Here is an 18616-nt window from a genome sequence, read left to right on the forward strand (position 1 = left end):
CCTCTCCCCTTGTGTGGGCCTTGTGGGAGAGGGTAGGGTGAGAGGGGCTCAGAATAAATTCTCTTGAGTATCCGCCTCTACCGAAGTCTCGGTGTCATCAGTGGAAGGTTCAGTTCCTGGTACCTCCTGCTCACGAAAATACTCAACAATGGCATTGGCTTGATTATTCTTAGCCAATAAACCCGTGCTGGGATCAATGCGTACTGCAATAACATTCTCAGGTTGCGGTAGTTCCCTTTCGGGCATATTAGCGAGTGCAACTCTCATAAAATCGATCCACATAGGCAAAGCCAAGCCGGCTGCGTATTCATGCAAGGATTGTGGGTTGTCGTAACCCACCCAAGTGGTAACAACCAGGTCGGCATTAAAACCAGCGAACCAGGCATCAACTAGATCGTTCGTCGTTCCAGTTTTACCAGCCAGGTCAGGTCGATTTAGAACTTTTGCTGCATGTCCAGTGCCATGTTGAATAACCTCTTTTAATGCCGAAGTCATCAAGAAAGCAATATCACTTGGAATTACCCGAGGAGCAAGCGTTGCATGATCAACTTTATCTGGTTCACAATTGTCGCATGCTATAGATGGTTTGGCTTGCAGAAGAATCTCGCCATTATTATCGGTGATATGATCGATTAAATAGGGTTCGATTCTGAAGCCACCGTTGGCAAAAACGGCGTAAGCAGCAGTTAACTCCATGGGACTAACGGATAAGCTACCTAAGGCTAATGATAATGCACGGGGCAGTTTTTCCTTCCTAAACCCAAATCGAGAAATAAAATTGATCGCATAATCAAAACCAATATCGTCTAAAACTCGGATCGAGACTAAATTACGTGAATGGACCAGTGCATCTTTGAGACGAGTCGGTCCATTGAAAGTAAGATTGACGTTGTGTGGGCGCCACAAGTTAGCTTGACTAGGATCGTCAACGACTATTGGCGCATCATTGACTAATGTAGCCAACGTGTATCCTTTATCTAAGGCTGCGGCATAGATAAACGGTTTGAAGCTTGACCCTGGTTGTCTTTCTGATTGCGTAGCACGATTAAACTTGCTCTTGTGAAAGCTAAATCCACCTACCAATGCTTCCAGTGCACCATTGTTGGGGTTGAGAGCCACCAATGCACCTTCGATCTGTGGGATTTGAGTCAACTGCCATTTGTTGTCCTGATTGCGTACATATACAATGTCGCCAACAGCCACGATTTGTTGTGCTTTGGTCGGAGCGCGGCCCATCCAACCATTCTTAAGAGCGGGTCTCGCCCATGATAACCCTTCCCAAGTGATGGTAAAATTGCGGCCGTGTCGTGTTGCTGCCATCACTTCTTTTTCCCCTACCGCAAGAATAACAGCAGGCTCAAGACCATCAATAACAGGATATTGCGCCAACAATTTGTGTAAAGCATCTGGTGATTGGCTATCAACGCCACTTATTTGGGCAACCGGACCCCTGTAACCATGACGACGATCATAGGCCAGTAGATTATCAGCGATTACTTTATTTGCTGCAATTTGTAGGGGTGCTTTTATGGTAGTGTAGACTTTATACCCTTTGGTGTAGGCTTTAGGTCCGAAGTGCTCATAGAGCGATTGTCGAATCATTTCAGCAACATAAGGAGCACTTACTTCGATGTTTGTGCCATGATATTTTGCAGTAATGGGTTGAGTAACTGCTTCTTGGTATTCTTTTTCAGTAATGTATTTTTCTTCCAGTAAACGCTCCAGGACGTGATCACGTCGTTTCTTAGCAGCCAAAGGATTAGCGATTGGATTCTGTGTTGACGGAGCTTGAGGTAAACCTGCAATCATGGCTAATTCTGCCAAGTTTAATTCCTTCAGTGGCTTGCCGTAATAGACTTCGGCAGCTGCGCCAACACCATAAGCTCGGTTTCCAAGATAAATTTTGTTAAGATAAAGCTCAAGAATTTTTTCTTTACTTAATTCTCGGTCGATTTTAATAGCCAGTAAGATTTCATTAAATTTGCGTAAAAAGGTTTTTTTACGAGTTAAAAAGAAATTACGTGCTACCTGCATCGTAATTGTGCTACCACCCTGGGATTTTGTTCCAGTCTGAATCATACGAACCGTTGCGCGTCCCAAGCCAAAAATATCCACGCCTGGGTGTTCAAAAAAGCGTTGATCTTCTGTTGCAAGAACAGCATGAATTAACATTGGTGGAATATCTTCATAATTCACTGGTATGCGTCGTTTTTCGCCATACTCCTGAATGAGCAAACCATCTTGTGTATAAATACGAAGAGGGACTTGCAGACGAACCGTTTTAAGGGAATCTACATCCGGTAGTTGACTTTCTAAATAAAGGTAGAGAAAGCTGACGCCCACAATGAATAGAAAAAAAAGGCTTAATAATGCCCATAAGCCTTTACGCCAAAAATATGCCGATTTTCCCATGAGATATATCAATATAAACGAAATTTATAATTTGCGGATTATAGCGCTATTTGCTAGTTTTTTGCGAATTATTCAGTAAAATTTTGCGTTTAATTTTAATATAAAAACTAGATGATTGTAGACACCTTCTGCTTTCGCCCGTCTGTGAACAATGTCTTTTCCCAATTATAAATTCAAATCCCTCTCAAAGAGAGGGAAAGCAGGTTAGATATCAAAATCGAGAGATTGAGTTGTGGTACTTTTAGGCCCGGTCTCTTCGTTACCTTCTTTATCATCCAATTCACCGCCTTCTTTATACTCCAATAAAGAAGGAAGACCGATGCTCGGAAAAAACGGAGAAAGGTAGTATGGCCTTAAACCAAAACCGCCCATCGAATTCATATTAGATGATCGTTTTATAGAACTGGGTTTTGATTTTTCTGTTGTCTTTTCCCTCTCAAGCTTAAGCTCGGCCATTAGACTAAGCTTCTCCTGATTGAGTTGCTCAAGCGCTTCATCTGTCCTTTGTTTTTCTTGTTGCAGTTGTTTCATTGTTACTTCTAGGCTCAGTTTCTCTTCTTCTAATGCTTTGAATCTTTCCTCTAATTCGCTAAATTGCTTCTTTAAAGTGGTATTTTCTTCATTAAGAAGCAACAACTTTAATGCACGCTGATGCTCATCGATTAACTCAGCAACAAAGGAATTTACTGTATTTTTTGAGTATTCTGTCAAGCCTAATGGGGTAATGAAATTGTCTTGCAGAAGTTGTCCAGAATTGCATAAGGTATAAGCTTTATGCATTCCGGATATTCCTCGAACAAACCCATAGATATTTTCTTTTTTATCGTTGTAATTCACAACAATCGTTTGGTTTTGATAAGTGTTTAGTAACTTATTGACGTTAAGTATAAGATTTTCTAAATGCTGTTGCACTATTATGCATTCTTCATTACTCATCGGTTTATTTTGAACCAACAATGGTTTCACTTGGTTAATTACAAAAAGAAAGTAGTTCAGCAAGCTAAGCCTTGTGGTATATCCTTTCGTACCATCATTAATGATAGATTGCAGGGCCTCAATAAATTTTTCATGTTCCTTTTCAAGTAATTCTTTCAAAGAATAAGGTTTCAAAGTCTGAGTGGAGCTATAACTCAAAACGACTTCACACAACGAATGCACTATTTTTTCCAAACGTGATGGCATATTAACTCCTTTTAACAGTAGTGAACGGCAGGTTCAAAACAAAAACCAGCTGATCCACTATATTTAAAGAAGACGGTGAGAGCAAGTGTTGGACAGATGGTTGATGCAAAAGTTACTACGTTAATTTTTGAATCTATAGATTTGCATTGGATAAAAAAAATTTCCATTTCTATTAATCTTAAGTTAATATTTAGCCGCCTAAAAGTAGCTTGGAAGCTACTGGTCAAGTCCAATTAAAAGCAAAATAAGGAATAAAAGTGTTCAAGCGGTTTAAACCACTCGATCATTCCATCATAGGAATTGATATTACCCCATTATCTATCAAAGTCGTCGAGATCTCTAAAACGAGTGATCATTTCGTTGTTGACAATATTAACTCTGAGCCTTTACCTGCAAATGCACTAGTTGATAATCAGATCAAAGATCAAGACGCTATTACTGCCTGTGTTAAAAAATTAATACACGGTACTTCGTTGCGTGGGAAAACGGCCGCAGTTCTTGCCATTCCGAATTCGGCGATCATTACCAAGGTGATTCAGGTAAGTAGTAAGGTTCCTGAAAGGGAAATGGAAGAATCGGTTTTTCTAGAGGCTAGCAAATATTTCTCTTATCCCATTAATGAAATCAATCTAGATTTCATTATTCAAGGACCATCAGACACGCATGCTCATCAGCTAGATGTTTTAGTGATCGCTTGTAGAGCAGAAAACATCAACGGTCGTGTTGAAGCTATTTCTCGAGCTGGTCTTGTGGTGAAAGTAGTTGAAATGGAATCCAACTCTCTGGAACGGATTATACCCTGGCTATGTCATTCAACACTTAATCAAACACAAAGAATAGCTGTCATTAATGTGAACCGGTTCTCAGCCACTTTGCATGTGATTGATACAGGTAAAACAAGTTTTACTCATGAGGAAATATTTGCAGCCAATCCATGGGTGAAACGCTTTGAACAGGATCATGAGACGCTAGATTCAGCTTTTATTCACAACAAAATTCAGCATGAATTAGATAAAATATCACTCTCATCCGATCTTATACTTCGGCATTTGAAGCGCATGTTACAATTTTTTTCTTCAACGACAGCGCACAGGCTTGATCATATTTTTCTAGCTGGCGAGATATTCGATCTACCCCATCTCGCGCAATGTTTGCAAGAAACAATAAGAACACCTACCACCGTTGCTAATCCTTTTAGACGAATGAAATTCTCAATACCGCCATGCCCAACAAAAATGGCTAAAGCGGCTTCATTTATTCTTGCTTGTGGTTTGGCTCTAAGGGATGTGGATTAAGTATGGTTGAAGTTAATTTACTGCCATGGCGAACCATAAAGAGACTAGAGTTAAAAAGAAAATTTATGCTTATGACGGTCTGGAGCCTGGTAATGGCTATCGTTGTTGTAATGGCATTAGCTTCGCGAATGAATCATCTTACAAAAAGCCAGTTACAACGTAATGAACGGCTAAACAATGAAATCAAGCAATATGACCAGCAAATTTCAGAAATTAGAAAAATTAACAAAGTAACAACTGTACTTCTTGCCCGTTTAAGGAGAATAAGTCATTTATATAACAATCCGATTTTATCTCTGCATTTGTTCAATGAGATTTATAAGATTCTTCCTGCAAATGTTAGGCTGACAAAAATAGAAAAATCGAAAAATAAGGTAAGTTTGTCAGGCTATGTGAAATCTCATCACGATATTGGATTGATGATGCATGCAATTGGTGAGAATAAATGGTTTTTAAATGCCAAATTGGCGGAAATAAAGATGCCGCATATCGAAATAAGAGAAGTAAATAAATTTAAATTAAGTATTGAGCTAAGAACCCGTTATTCGTATGCATCTTAACACAATAAATTTGAACAATATTAGCCAGACATCAACGTTCTTAAGAACGGCATTTATTGTTTTTTTGACTATTTTCGTCACTGGTATTGGTTATTTGGTGATAATAATACCACAGGGAAAAGAATACCAAAATCTTAGAAATACAGAACTTCTTTTGCGGGTTGAGTTTGAGCATAAACAACAATTAGCAGCTACTATCAATAACTATCGTCATCGCCTCAGTGCATCGGAGGCTCAGTTTGCAGCTATGCTTAAGTTGCTACCATCAAAGGAAACGATTTCTCCTCTAATGGAAAACATTTTTAAGCTGGCAAAAGAAAACCACCTTACAGTAAATCTATTTGCTCCACGACGTGAAATTAAACATGATTTTTATATGGAGTTACCTGTGGATGCAACAATAAAAGGTGAGTATCATCAATTGGCTATCTTTCTTAGCAAAATCAATCACTTACATTACATCATAACCTTTGATGATATCAAAATAACAAAATTATCTAAGAGAGAAAGCAAAAGTTCTTCATCGAATCCCTTGTTGATGAAAATTAAATTTAAAATTTATCGGTCTCGTACAGAATGAGTATAAGAACATGGATTATCGTTGCATCATTTTTAATGCTAATGTCGTGCGATTCTTCAACAAAAGATGACCTGGAAGATTATATACACATGGTAAAAAAAAGGAATGTTGTGTTTAAGGAGAGAAAGCGTCAATTTCACATATTGAATAAATTTAATTACACAGGAAGTGCGGGCTGTCGCGATCCGTTTAGGCTAAACATTCCAAACAATATTGAACGGATTAGTCACTATCCACGGCAATTTTTGAATGATATTCCTTTATCTGATCTGCGGTTTGTGGGCACACTGAAATCTGGCTCTGCAAGCTGGGGTTTGATTAAAGTTCAGGGCAAACGGATTAGCCATGTGAGATCGGGAGATTACATAGGAAAAGATAGGTTAGAAGTTATTAGCATTAAGGAAAGATTGCTTATCTTGGAGCGACAGATTTTAACAAAGGGAAAATGGCAGAGAAAAATTATCAGCCTCACGTTAAGTAAAGGGAGTCACACTTGATTTTGCGAAACATATTTTTAGTATTGTTCATTTTTTTTCTTTTTTATTCTAAATTACTTGCACAACCCAGTTTAGTCATACCGATAGTTGCAGGAAAGAGCGAAAAAGATAAAATGACAAGAAAGGATGTTTATCACAAACGAATTTCACTAAATTTTCAAGATATTGAGGTGAGATCCGCTTTGCAATTATTGGCTGAATTTGCTGGCATCAACATAGTTGTGAGTGATACAGTAGCGGGCAATATAACAATTAGCTTGAATGATATACCCTGGGACCAGGCTTTAAATATTATTCTAACAACCCGATCCTTAGAGAAAAAACGAATGGGCAATATCATATTTATCGCGCCAGCCACTGAAATAACAGAGCGTAGGAAAAAAATTGAAGAAGCTCAACTTAAGTTAAACGATATGACCCCGTTGCAATCTGAGCTCTTTCAAATCAATTATGCGAAGGCTTCTGAAATTGCCAATATATTGCAAGCAAAGAATGAAACCCTTCTGTCTACTCGGGGTAAGATGGCTATTGATGCAAGAACCAATACACTTTGGATACAAGAGAGTACCAGGCGACTTGCCGTTATAAGAAAATTGATTGAGTATTTTGATGTTCCAGTGAAACAAGTATTGATAGAAGCACGTATTGTTAATGTAACAAAAGATTTTGCTCAGGATTTAGGGCTGCATTTTGGTCTCTCCAGAGGCAGACTTAGTGATGCGCGCAAGGATAATATCACGCAATTGACAGAAAAGACTGCTTCGCCATCAGCAACTCCATTAGCAGATCGCTTAAATTTTGATATTGGAAACATACCTATAGGAACTTCAACAGCCTCTCTTGGGATAGCTCTTGCCAAGTTGGGTGATGGGATTTTGTTGGATTTGGAGCTTTCCGCCCTAGAAAGTGAGGGTCGAGGAGAAGTCATTTCCAGTCCACGATTGATAGCGACTAACCAGCAGCCAGCAGTGATTGAATCAGGAGAAGAAATTCCATACCAAGAAGCAACTTCGAGTGGCGCCACAGCTGTATCTTTTAAAAAAGCTGTATTGAGCCTGAAAGTGACCCCACAGATCACCCCTGATGGTAAAATTTTAATGGATTTAAAAATTAACCAGGATATACCCACTCCCAAGGTATTTAATGGTGTCCCAACGATTCTAACGAAGGAAATTCAAACAAATGTGTTAGCCTGTAATGGACAAACCATTGTTCTCGGTGGAATTTATAAACAAGATAAAAATAACGAGATCAATCGTGTCCCTTTTCTAGGAGAATTACCAATGGTAGGCGGATTATTTAGAAATCAGTCGACATCAATTAGAAATGAGGAGTTGCTCATTTTCATTACTCCTAGGATAATATCAAACAATTTACGGCAAAAACCGTTAAGAAGGCAAAGGCAAAAAACTAAGGAACGTCTCTAAAGTTTCTTAATACAAGGAGTAAAATTAAATAAGTCTGGTGATCAAATAGGAGAGGATTTATAAGCTCTCCTAGGTGTACTATGTTTAATTTAACATGAGGAATTTTTCTTCATTTTCAGCTGAAGGGGTATGTGATTAAAAATGAGCATCGTTAAAGTACGAAATATATTTTTAATAGGGCCGATGGGAGCAGGTAAAAGCACAATAGGCCGTACTTTGGCAAAAGAGCTCAAGCTCGAGTTCTATGATTCCGATGAAGTTATAGAAGAGCGTGCAGGAGCTGATATTTCCTGGATATTTGATATTGAAGGAGAAGAAGGCTTTCGTCGTCGAGAGCAGAAGGTCATTGAAGAGTTGACCCAGAAGACCAACATTGTGTTAGCAACCGGTGGCGGTGTGGTTATGACACCGGAAAATCGCAATGCTTTGGCTGGACGAGGAACAGTTATTTATTTGAAGACATCTTTACAACAACAATATGAAAGAACTAAACGTGATACGAAGCGGCCTTTACTGCAAACGGAAGACTTAGAGAGTCGCCTAGAATCGCTCCGAGATGAAAGAGAGCCATTTTATGATGAGCTTGCTGACATCAGCTTTGAGACGGATAAGTTAACCGTCAAAGCTGTCGCTAATAATATTATTAAATATATTTATGGCGAAGTTTAATTTATATCAGAAGTTGGTGGTAAATTTACCAGCCCGAGAATATCCGATCGTCATCGGTTATGGTGCTCTAAACGATCCAGAAACCTTATGTCAGTATTTGGCTGGCGAGCAAGTCTTGATCGTTACGAATGACAAGGTTGCACCATTATATCTAGACCACCTGCAAACTGCTTTTGCCAATAAGCAATGTGATGTTGTTGTTCTTCAGGATGGCGAAGAGTTTAAAAACCAACAAAGTTTATTTACTATCTATGATAAATTGCTCACTAAGCAACATCATCGTGCTACGACATTGGTTGCTTTGGGAGGAGGAGTTGTTGGTGACATCACTGGCTTTGCAGCTGCAACCTATCAGCGTGGTGTAAGGTTCATACAGATCCCAACCACGTTATTAGCTCAGGTTGATGCAGCCATTGGAGGAAAAACAGCGATTAATCATCCTCTAGGCAAGAATATGATCGGGAGTTTTCATCAACCCGCAGCGGTGATCATTGATTTGAATACGCTAAAAACGCTCCCTACACGGGAGCTTCATGCAGGATTTGGAGAGGTTATCAAATATGCGCTGTTGGTAGGCGGACAATTTTTTCAGTTAGTGTATAAGCTTTTACAATCCGGGATCGAAGAAAATTTTTACGAAAGCTTACCAACTGTAATAAGTGAGTGTTGTCGGATTAAGGCTACGTATGTAGAGCAAGACGAGTATGAATGCTCGGGAGAACGTGCTTTGTTGAATCTTGGCCACACATTTGCACACGCCCTTGAGGCGTGTACGCATTATAAACGCTGGCTTCATGGAGAAGCAGTAGCCATTGGTCTCTACTGTGCTGCTTTATTATCTCGTGAATGTGCGCAGTTGGATGAAGAGACGATTCATCTCATTGATGAAATGCTAGTCATGGCGAAATTACCGCGACGTATTCCATCAGATATTGACCTTGATGCTTTAAGAGCATTAATGTCTCAGGACAAAAAAATTAAAAGTAAACATTTACGATTCATATTAATGAGAGCAGCAGGTAATTGTTATATCGAAGAGCGAGTATCGGAACACCTGTTACGCTTGACATTGCAAGCTGCAGTCGAAGGAGATTAATAAATGCAAAATATGACACAAGAATCAACTCAGGAAGTAAACGCGGACCCCAGTGAACTGTTTAAACCTGCTGCATGGTTGGCAAAAATTGATTTTATCAATCATCTTGTGCTTTTTAAGAATGCGTTAATAACAGTGGTTGCCGAAGAAGGTGGTGGAAAAACTACTTTTATCGAATTGTTACAATCTGGGCTTGATAGCCAAATTAAATCACATGTTGTTACGGCTACACCTCTTTTTACGCCAACTGGATTCTTAGAGGAGCTTGCTAAGACTTTTCATTTGTCAATTGATAATGAATTCAATATCCATAATCTCATTCAACAAATTAATGAAAGAAAGACACATACGCTCATTGTAATTGATGATGCCCACTATGCCTCCGAGTCTTTTTTAAATGAAGTTCTACTTGAGTTAGGACAAGAGGGGGAGCAAACATTCTTTCACCTTTGTCTTGTCTCTGATTTTTCCATAATGGCTAACTTAAATAAACTAGAAGCAACACCGTTTGGAAGTTTAATTCAGATTCTGGAACCTGGTGCTTTAACTGAAAACGAAACAAAGACTTATCTACTAAAGGCTTTACCCGCGCCAAAGCGCCTAGATAAGACAATGTCAGATAAGCGATTGGAGCAATTTTATCAGCTAACCGGGGGAAATATAGCGCGTATCAATAAGGAGATGCTCCATTACTTTTGTTCAGAAGCCTTGAAAGTTCCGTCAACAAGAAACTCGCATTTAGCAAAATATCTAAGCTTGACAGCAACGTTTGTCGTGGCCGTGTTAGCTGGTATATTTGTTTGGCAAAATCAAGATCGTTTCCGTCATGTAGAACCCGTCACTGCTGCTACCCTGGAAAAGGCCAAACAAATAGGAGGTCTTGCCAGTCATTTAGCATCAATCATATCTATGCCATCAGGTGATCAAGAAGCATTAATTAGCGAAATACCTGCTTATGATAATGATAGAACGGCTAGCTACATAGCCCCCTTTAATCTTTCTGCGATGATACAAGCAGTACAGCCACCTCCACTGAAGCGTGTTGTCGATATTGTCTTGGACGAAGATGAGCAAGAAAATAATTCTTTGGTGCTTATGGATAAAGTTGTTGTTATACCAAAAACTATTAGCAATCCACATGCAAGAAAAGTAGCAGATCTAGAACGAAATGTCTTATCTGCACGAGAACTTCCTAAGCCAATTTCTGCGCCAGCATTTTCTAAGGATGCTCCCGCAGTGGTAGCGTCGGCAATTCCTGTCGAAAGGAAAGTTACAGCAGGTGGCCAATATACCGTACAACTTGTTGCAAGTCAGAGGCTCGAAGATATTCAGCGCTTTATGAGGTTGCATCATCTCAGTGAAAATACAAAAATTCGCAAAACAAAACATCAGGGGCATGATTGGTTCGTTTTGACTTTAGGTGAGTACAGTGGTTTCACGCAGGCGCAACAAGCAGCTAATAGTTTACCTGCATCCCTTTCTCAATTTAAACCATGGATTCGCTCAATGACCGATCTTAATGCGGTCGGCTAGGTTTGTTGCGAATGGTACTTACTTAAGGAATTGAGTGCATTTTTAGTGCACCTTGCTTCGTCATTGCGAGCAAAGCGCAGCAACCCAGTTTCGGTCCTTGAACAAAACTCCGGTCTGGGTTGCTTCACTTTGGCACTTTTTCCTTAAATAAGTACCATTCGCCCTTCTAGAAAGAAGAGGCAACTGGGACAGCCTCGTTGATGTATTGCTTTTTCCAGTTGCAATAGCCAATGATTGCCATGCCCAGATAAACGAGCATCATCATGCTATGGAAGGGTATTTGCTTATGGAGATACATATAGGCATAAATGGCATCCGTAATAAACCATAGGATCCAGGTTAAGATGATTTTGTAACACATTAATACCTGTGCGACGATGCTTAAAGAGGTCGTAAGGGCGTCTAGGATAACCACATTCGAGTCGGTGAAGGTGCTTAATAAAACGGCAATGAACATAAAAAGAACCAAGGTCAAAGCTATAAATAGGAAGGATTGTTTTAACGACAGAAGTCTGATGATCAATAGGTTGTTTTGTCGAGTAGGCATACGCCAAACGTACCACCCATAACAGGCACTTAAAAAGTAGAACGATTCTAGGATGGTGTCCGCATAAATGCCTTTTTGCCAATATAACCAGCCATTCATGGATGTGGCCATAAGACTGATAAGCCATGCTTTACTATTAAGACGTATAAAATAGTAAGTAGCCAATAATGAAATCATGGCCCCTAAAACATCAATAAACATTCAATGATTCCTACGACGGCATTACCCGAACAGGTTCAATGGGTATTTTCTCAGCCCTTATCTATGATGTTGTTGAAGAAGATAAGAACACCCCGAAATCTCTTTAGCATTTATTTGAATTTAAGAGAATCAAATTTTATAGTAAACTGACGTTCATGGAAATTGAAATTTTCTAAAAGCTTAGGGTCAACGGATCCTAGAATTAGCGTAGCCAAGGAGATAATTATGTACAACAGGGTATTATTCGCGACAGATTTTGATGAAGTTGGGATAAAAGCAGCTCATAAAGCGAAAAAAATTGCTGATGAAAACGGCGCTGACTTACTTCTCGTTCATGTCGTCGAGCCAATTCCCGCATATGCTTACCCGGGATTTGCAGGATTTGCGGAAGTGGAAGTATCTATACGTGAGCAGGCTGAAAAAGAATTAGCAAACTTGGCCAAAAAGCTTGGTGTCGATAACGCACATTGCATGATTGAGTTTGGTTCTACCAAAAATGAAATTTTGCGGGTTGCTAAAGAGAAGAAGATTGATCTAATTGTCACCGGAAGTCACGGTAAACATGGATTGGCTTTATTGCTTGGTTCCACGGCCAATGCCATTCTTCATGGGGCGGAATGTGATGTTCTTATTGTTCGTCCTAAAGTTGATTAATTTAAACGCAAATTTTACCCCCTCCCCTTGTGGGAGAGGGTAGGGTGGGGACTGATCTCACGCAATTTCAAGAGTCTCTTCTTTAAGAGATTTCACGATAGAACCTCTTTTATTTAACGTTGCAAAATAATGTGGCAAACGATCCCATGCTTTCAAATCGATCTTGAAGGAACCCGCCCATAAAAGCATAACGAACATATAGGCATCCGCTAAAGTAAAATGATCACCCATGAGATATTGATTCTTTAATTGCTTATCAATAAAACTCAATTTGCTTTTAATTAAAGGAATAAAGATTTTATCTTTGATCTCTTGTGGGAAACTTGGATTAAACAAGCCCCCAAAACTTTTATGTACTTCCGTTGAGATAAAGTTTAAGCATTCAAGGACACGGTAGCGATTAAAATCACCGACTGGAGGCAATAATTCTCGCGCTTGATATTTATCAGCCAGGTATTGTTGAATAACGGCATTCTCAGTGAGTATTTGATGATTATCTAATTCCAGAACTGGAACGGCTCCCTTGGGGTTAACACTTAAAAAATCTCGATTTTCCTCTGTCTTTTTGGTTTTGAGGTCGACAGCTTCATATTCGCAATCAACACCAATTTCATTGATAACGATTCGCACAGCCAGAGAGCAAGCTCCTTGTGTAAAATATAATTTCATCTCAGTTCCTTTTTTTATGATGGCTACTCTTTTTAACCTAAAAAAATCTATTTGTACACGAGTTATTGTCAAATAAAAAATACCTTTTCATGCTACTTATGCAAAGTTTCACAAAGTCCGAAAAAATTCATTCCCACCGCCTACGCGCCGCGACCCCTCGCATAAAGCGTGGGGCATGCTTGTTCGCGGCATCCAGGCAATCTTACCTTACATTTACTGAGATTCATTTCGCAATCTACAATAAACTAGGTATAATCTTTTCTTTATTATTTTGTTTGAACAGCCATGAAGCTGCTGCGTGGACCCAATAACCATCTTTTAAAAGGAACAGTTGCAACCATTGGTAATTTTGATGGTGTACATCGTGGGCATCAAGCCTTATTGGCAACGCTTCGTGCCCAGGCAGATAAAATGCAATTACCTTTGGTCGTATTATTGTTTGAACCACAGCCTGGCGAATATTTTTATGGTCAGCAAGCACCAGCGAGATTGACTAGTTTACGTGAAAAATTGGCCGTATTGAAACAATGCCATATTGATTATGTTTATTGTTTAAAATTTAATAAAGCATTGTCTTTGATGACGGCCGAAAATTTTGCCAAACATTATTTCTTCGACTTACTAAATGTTAAGTACCTATTGGTAGGCGAGGATTTTCGCTTTGGGCAACAAAGAACAGGAGATATCCACCTTATAAGAAATATGGCTAAGGATAATGATTGCACTGTTGAGGTTTTTCCCAATGTTTCTATGGGAAATGAACGCATCAGTTCAACAAAAATCAGAGAAGCTTTAGCCAAAGGTGATCTGGCACGAGCATCTGCTCTTTTAGGAAGAACCTATAGTCTTTGCGGACGAGTGATTAAAGGAGATGGGCGTGGTAAAGAATGGGGAATACCCACAGCCAATTTAGCTATGCTTAGGCTTTCCCTACCTCTAAGAGGGGTTTTTTGTATACGGATAAAAAGAAAGGGTGAATGGTTAAAAGGTGTCGCAAATCTGGGTAGTAGACCAACTGTGGATGGCACAAAAAACATTCTTGAAGTTCATTTGTTCGATTTCGATGAAGATATATATGGTGAAATGTTGCAGGTATTTTTCTTGCACAAGTTGCGTGATGAGATTAAATTTTCCTCAGTAGAGAGTTTAATTGTGCAAATCCATAGAGATGTAACTGCAGCTAAGGCACAATTTCATGCCTCCGAGCTCTAGGACCCTTATTCAAACTTAGTAGAGTAATGTCATGGCAGAGTATAAAGATACCTTAAATTTACCGGAGACAAGCTTTCCCATGAAAGCGAATCTTGCTCAACGTGAGCCCGATATGTTAGCTAACTGGGAAACTCAAGGTATCTATGAAAAAATTAGACAAGCGCGCCTTGGGAAAGAGAAGTTTATTCTTCATGATGGTCCTCCGTATGCGAATGGTCATCTGCATTGTGGTCATGCACTCAATAAGATACTGAAAGATATCATTAATAAATCGCAATGTTTGAGTGGCTTTGATACTCCTTTCGTTCCTGGGTGGGACTGCCATGGCTTGCCTATTGAACTTAATGTTGAAAAAAAGATAGGAAAGGCTGGAGTCAAGATTAGTGCGCGTGAATTTCGCATCAAATGTCGGGAATATGCAGCCAGTCAGATTAATATTCAGCGTGAGGAATTCAAACGTTTAGGCGTATTTGGGGACTGGCAACATCCGTACGCAACGATGGATTATTCTTATGAAGCAAATATTATTCGCGCCCTAGGTAAGGTCATTGAGAATGGTCACTTACAGCAAGGATTTAAGCCTGTTCATTGGTGTGTTGATTGTGGATCTGCCTTGGCTGAAGCAGAGGTTGATTATGAGGATAAAACCTCACCAGCAATTGATGTTGCTTTCCTGGCTGCTGCACCTCGCGACTTCCTGTCAGCGATCGGTGTATCGGTTGTGAAGCCAGTGATTGTGCCCATCTGGACAACTACCCCTTGGTCATTACCAGCTAATGAAGCGGTTTGCCTCCATCCGGAACTTGATTATGTATTGATAGATGACAATAAACAGTATTTCTTGATCGTCGAAGAACTTCTAAAACCGGTTTTGACGCGTTATGGTATTGAGAGTTACAACATTGTTGGTCGAGCAAAAGGGAAAGTTTTTGAGAACCTTCCTTTGCAACCCCCTTTTAATGACAGACAAGTTCCGATTGTTTTAGGTGAACACGTTACCACGGACGCAGGAACAGGCTGTGTGCATACTGCTCCTGCACATGGACCGGATGATTACCAAGTAGGGCTGGCTTATAATCTTCCTTTGATCAACCCTGTTCTCGCTAACGGTTGTTATCATGATGAGGTCCCTTTGTTTGCGGGTCTTCCCGTATTAAAGGCGAATGACAAAATTATAGAGGTTCTTAAGGAGCGTAAGGTCCTGCTTCACCATGAGACCATTCGTCATAGTTACCCACATTGTTGGCGTCATAAAACCCCCATGGTATTCCTTGCTACACCCCAATGGTTTATTGCCATGGATAAAAATGGTTTGCGCCATTCTATAGCTGCAGAGATTGAACGAGTAAACTGGATACCTGATTGGGGTAAAGCGCGTATCGCTAGTATGGTTGAAACGAGACCTGACTGGTGTATCTCGCGTCAGAGAGCGTGGGGAACGCCCATGACTTTATTTGTGCATAAAAGCACTCGCGAACTTCATCCAAACACGGTTGCATTAATTGAGGAAATAGCCTCCAGTGTGGAAAGCAAAGGAATTGATGCTTGGTTTGATCTAGATATCCGCGAGTTCTTAGGCGCAGATGCTGATCACTATGAAAAGCTAACAGATACTTTGGATGTTTGGTTTGATTCCGGTGTTTCTCATTATTGTGTCTTAAAGCAAAATGCAGAACTTGATCTACCCGCCGATATGTATTTTGAAGGCTCGGATCAGCATCGTGGCTGGTTTAACTCTTCCTTGACAACGGCAGTTGCCATTTACGGACATGCTCCGTATAAAACCGTTTTGACCCATGGTTATACCGTAGATGCCGAAGGGAAGAAACTATCGAAGTCCAAAGGAAATTATGTGGCGTTGGATAAGCTGATTAATCAGCACGGCGCTGATATTTTGCGCCTATGGGTTGCTTCAACTGACTATCGTCACGAAGTCAGTATCTCTGAAGAAATTATTAAACGTAATGCTGATGCCTATCGACGCATTCGCAATACAGCAAGATTCTTATTGGCTAATTTATTTGATTTTAACCCCGAACAGCATTGTGTTAAGCCTGAGCATTTAGTCGAACTGGACCGTTGGGCGATTAGGCGTTCACAACAGCTGCAGAAGGAGATTATAGAAGCTTATAAAAATTATAATTTTCATGTGATTTATCAAAAGATTCATAATTTTTGTGCTGTTGATATGGGTAGCTTTTACTTGGATGTGATTAAAGATCGTCAGTATACGACGCCCACAAATAGTGTGGCACGGCGCTCGTGTCAAACGGCTATGTTTCACATTATTCACGCTCTAACACGCTGGTTAGCGCCTATATTGTCGTATACTGCTGAAGAAATTTGGCAATTTATCCCGGGGCAGACAGGCACATCCGTTTTTGTGGAGCAATGGTACGATAAATGGCCACTCATTGCAGATGTGGATATGACGTTCTGGGAGCAGTTACAAGCCATTCGGGATGAAGTCAATAAGGCGCTCGAGAACCAACGTAAAGAAGGCCAGATAGGCTCAGGCTTGGCTGCAGAAGTAAAGATCTATGCAAATGAAGATACTTTTTCTTTATTAAATAAATTAGGTGATGAGTTAAGGTTTGTTTTCATTACTTCAGGAGCTATAGTTAAACCAATAGCGTCTAAGCCTGAAAATGTTTTGTCTACGAATGATGCCTTGGGAGTGAGCATCGCAGTCACTCCTAGCTCTTATGAAAAATGCGAGCGTTGTTGGCATAGGCGGCCAGATATTGGCGCTGATGTCAGGCATCCAACTCTCTGCCAACGTTGCGTTGATAACATTACAGGTCATGATGAAGTGAGGCAGTTTGCATGAAAAAGTTGCCATGGTTTGTGTTGAGTATTGTCGTTGTTCTGCTTGATCAATGGTCTAAATATTGGGCTGCAACGACCTTAGTGCCGTATCAGCCCGAGCCTTTATTGCCCATGCTCAATTTTACTTTGGCCTTTAATAGCGGTGCTGCTTTCAGTTTTCTTAGCGGAACAGGTGACTGGCATCGATGGTTTTTTGCAGGCTTTAGCGTTCTAATGAGTTTATTTTTAATCATTTGGATGCTTCGTTTGCCTGTTAGAGCAAAATTGCAATCTTTTGCACTTAGTTTGATACTCGGAGGCGCGCTAGGTAACCTATACGATAGGGCAATTTTAGGCCAGGTAATCGATTTTGTTGATCTCTATTATAAAAATTACCACTGGCCTGTTTTTAATTTGGCAGACAGTGCCATCTGTATGGGGGCGTTTCTCTTGCTGGTTGACTTATGCAAAAATAGCAGCTCAGTCAGGTAAAAAAAGGTTTCTTTTTAATCGTGCCTCAAAGAGAATTACTCGCCTCGTGGTCCTGTCGCTGTAGGTATCCCACCGTGCTCGCAAGCTGCGCGCGGTAGGAGCCCTCCTTCCGCGCCACCCCTCGTTTAAGATCGGTACCTGTCAAAATTAGGCTGTCACTGCAAGTAGTTTATAATCTTGCAAGTAGTGTGATCTATCTACTATGCAAAAACCCCATTCGATAACGCTTGCAAATGCTTGCTTTCTGGATTCAGGATGCTGACCGCAGCGACAGCTGGTAGGCTTAAGTAATGTTCTGCTTCTTCCCATTCAACTTCTGCTGGGAATAATCTTAGCATTGGTAAGCACTTGTTCAACGAGGCACAGAGTGTCAAATTGGCAGGGTATGGTCTTGCTTGATGGTAACCCAAAGCCATAACTTGCATCGCTTCAGAAATTGTTGCTATCCCAGGCAGATAATTTACAGAATAGATGGCTGCTGTTTGTGCAATGGCTGGTAAAAAGCCAGGGCTGGAAGCAAAATGAACCCCAGCTTGGTAACAATCTTCTAATTGTTGCGTTGTGGTAATATTACCAGAGCCCACACGCAATGCAGGAAAGTCTTGCAAGATTTTTTTCAAAATAGCCTGTTCACTGCTATTGATTTCTACTACAACGAAGCCCGCATTAGCGATTTGTTTAAGTCTATCAAATAAAAAAGCATCAACATCTAAAGTTACAATAATTGATTGATTATCAAACAATTTATCAGTCATCATGGTCCATTCGCAAGCCACCGCAAT

The 18616-nt window shown here is 40.2% G+C and carries 17 protein-coding genes and 1 riboswitch; of the genes, 12 read left to right on the forward strand and 5 right to left on the reverse strand.

Going from position 1 to position 18616, the window contains the following annotated elements; translation table 11 throughout:
* Nucleotides 1–48: 48 nt before the first annotated feature.
* A complete protein-coding gene (locus tag CKV79_RS04095) occupies nucleotides 49–2412 on the reverse strand; it encodes a penicillin-binding protein 1A (RefSeq protein WP_028372873.1) in 2364 nt (787 codons plus the stop codon).
* Nucleotides 2413–2616: 204 nt separating this feature from the next.
* Nucleotides 2617–3594 (reverse strand): hypothetical protein, encoded by a 978-nt coding sequence (locus CKV79_RS04100; protein ID WP_028372872.1) that lies wholly within the window; start codon nucleotides 3592–3594, stop codon nucleotides 2617–2619.
* Between the two features lie 257 nt (nucleotides 3595–3851).
* Here CKV79_RS04100 and pilM point away from each other — a divergent pair, with 257 nt between their 5' ends.
* From pilM to CKV79_RS04140, 8 genes are all read left to right on the forward strand, one after another.
* The gene (pilM, locus tag CKV79_RS04105) at nucleotides 3852–4889 is read left to right on the forward strand and encodes a type IV pilus biogenesis protein PilM (RefSeq protein ID WP_028372871.1); all 1038 of its coding nucleotides are present in this window, start codon (nucleotides 3852–3854) and stop codon (nucleotides 4887–4889) included.
* Nucleotides 4890–4891: 2 nt separating this feature from the next.
* Nucleotides 4892–5449, forward strand: coding sequence for a PilN domain-containing protein (locus CKV79_RS04110; protein WP_028372870.1), 558 nt, complete (start codon nucleotides 4892–4894; stop codon nucleotides 5447–5449).
* Complete coding sequence (locus CKV79_RS04115) at nucleotides 5439–6029, forward strand: type IV pilus inner membrane component PilO (RefSeq protein ID WP_028372869.1); 591 nt, start codon at nucleotides 5439–5441, stop codon at nucleotides 6027–6029. Before CKV79_RS04110 ends, CKV79_RS04115 begins: the two co-directional genes overlap by 11 nt.
* Before the next feature lie 110 nt (nucleotides 6030–6139).
* Nucleotides 6140–6526 (forward strand): pilus assembly protein PilP, encoded by a 387-nt coding sequence (locus CKV79_RS04120; RefSeq protein WP_231950209.1) that lies wholly within the window; start codon nucleotides 6140–6142, stop codon nucleotides 6524–6526.
* Nucleotides 6523–7953 (forward strand): type IV pilus secretin PilQ, encoded by a 1431-nt coding sequence (locus tag CKV79_RS04125; RefSeq protein WP_051546119.1) that lies wholly within the window; start codon nucleotides 6523–6525, stop codon nucleotides 7951–7953. Before CKV79_RS04120 ends, CKV79_RS04125 begins: the two co-directional genes overlap by 4 nt.
* A gap of 141 nt (nucleotides 7954–8094) precedes the next feature.
* Nucleotides 8095–8622 (forward strand): shikimate kinase AroK, encoded by a 528-nt coding sequence (gene aroK, locus CKV79_RS04130; RefSeq protein ID WP_028372868.1) that lies wholly within the window; start codon nucleotides 8095–8097, stop codon nucleotides 8620–8622.
* Nucleotides 8609–9718 carry a 3-dehydroquinate synthase gene (gene aroB / locus CKV79_RS04135; RefSeq protein ID WP_028372867.1) on the forward strand — a complete coding sequence of 370 codons (1110 nt, stop codon included), beginning with the start codon at nucleotides 8609–8611 and terminating at the stop codon, nucleotides 9716–9718. The genes aroK and aroB overlap by 14 nt, the downstream gene beginning before the upstream one ends.
* A 3-nt stretch (nucleotides 9719–9721) precedes the next feature.
* Nucleotides 9722–11251 (forward strand): AAA family ATPase, encoded by a 1530-nt coding sequence (locus CKV79_RS04140; protein ID WP_028372866.1) that lies wholly within the window; start codon nucleotides 9722–9724, stop codon nucleotides 11249–11251.
* Nucleotides 11252–11417: 166 nt separating this feature from the next.
* On the opposite strand, the gene pnuC is transcribed toward CKV79_RS04140, so the two are convergent.
* Nucleotides 11418–11999 carry a nicotinamide riboside transporter PnuC gene (gene pnuC, locus CKV79_RS04145; protein WP_051546118.1) on the reverse strand — a complete coding sequence of 194 codons (582 nt, stop codon included), beginning with the start codon at nucleotides 11997–11999 and terminating at the stop codon, nucleotides 11418–11420.
* Nucleotides 11990–12104, reverse strand: a riboswitch (TPP riboswitch). (Overlaps the previous gene by 10 nt.)
* Before the next feature lie 120 nt (nucleotides 12105–12224).
* Between pnuC and CKV79_RS04150 the strand changes: the two genes are divergently transcribed.
* On the forward strand, nucleotides 12225–12653 hold the full coding sequence (locus CKV79_RS04150; protein ID WP_028372865.1) for a universal stress protein: 429 nt from the start codon (nucleotides 12225–12227) through the stop codon (nucleotides 12651–12653).
* Between the two features lie 57 nt (nucleotides 12654–12710).
* Here the strand turns inward: CKV79_RS04150 and gstA are convergent, their stop codons facing one another.
* On the reverse strand, nucleotides 12711–13322 hold the full coding sequence (gene gstA / locus CKV79_RS04155; protein WP_028372864.1) for a glutathione transferase GstA: 612 nt from the start codon (nucleotides 13320–13322) through the stop codon (nucleotides 12711–12713).
* Between the two features lie 285 nt (nucleotides 13323–13607).
* Here gstA and ribF point away from each other — a divergent pair, with 285 nt between their 5' ends.
* Genes ribF through lspA form a run of 3 tightly spaced genes read left to right on the forward strand, consistent with a single transcriptional unit; the run spans nucleotide 13608 to nucleotide 17834 of the window.
* A complete protein-coding gene (gene ribF / locus CKV79_RS04160) occupies nucleotides 13608–14534 on the forward strand; it encodes a bifunctional riboflavin kinase/FAD synthetase (protein WP_028372863.1) in 927 nt (308 codons plus the stop codon).
* Nucleotides 14535–14565: 31 nt separating this feature from the next.
* Nucleotides 14566–17364, forward strand: a complete 2799-nt coding sequence (ileS, locus tag CKV79_RS04165; RefSeq protein ID WP_028372862.1) for an isoleucine--tRNA ligase — start codon at nucleotides 14566–14568, stop codon at nucleotides 17362–17364.
* Complete coding sequence (gene lspA, locus CKV79_RS04170; protein WP_028372861.1) at nucleotides 17361–17834, forward strand: signal peptidase II; 474 nt, start codon at nucleotides 17361–17363, stop codon at nucleotides 17832–17834. Before ileS ends, lspA begins: the two co-directional genes overlap by 4 nt.
* Before the next feature lie 200 nt (nucleotides 17835–18034).
* On the opposite strand, the gene CKV79_RS04175 is transcribed toward lspA, so the two are convergent.
* Nucleotides 18035–18592 (reverse strand): beta/alpha barrel domain-containing protein, encoded by a 558-nt coding sequence (locus tag CKV79_RS04175; RefSeq protein WP_028372860.1) that lies wholly within the window; start codon nucleotides 18590–18592, stop codon nucleotides 18035–18037.
* Nucleotides 18593–18616 lie beyond the last annotated feature (24 nt).

Source organism: Legionella lansingensis, assembly GCF_900187355.1.
Classification (GTDB): domain Bacteria; phylum Pseudomonadota; class Gammaproteobacteria; order Legionellales; family Legionellaceae; genus Tatlockia; species Tatlockia lansingensis.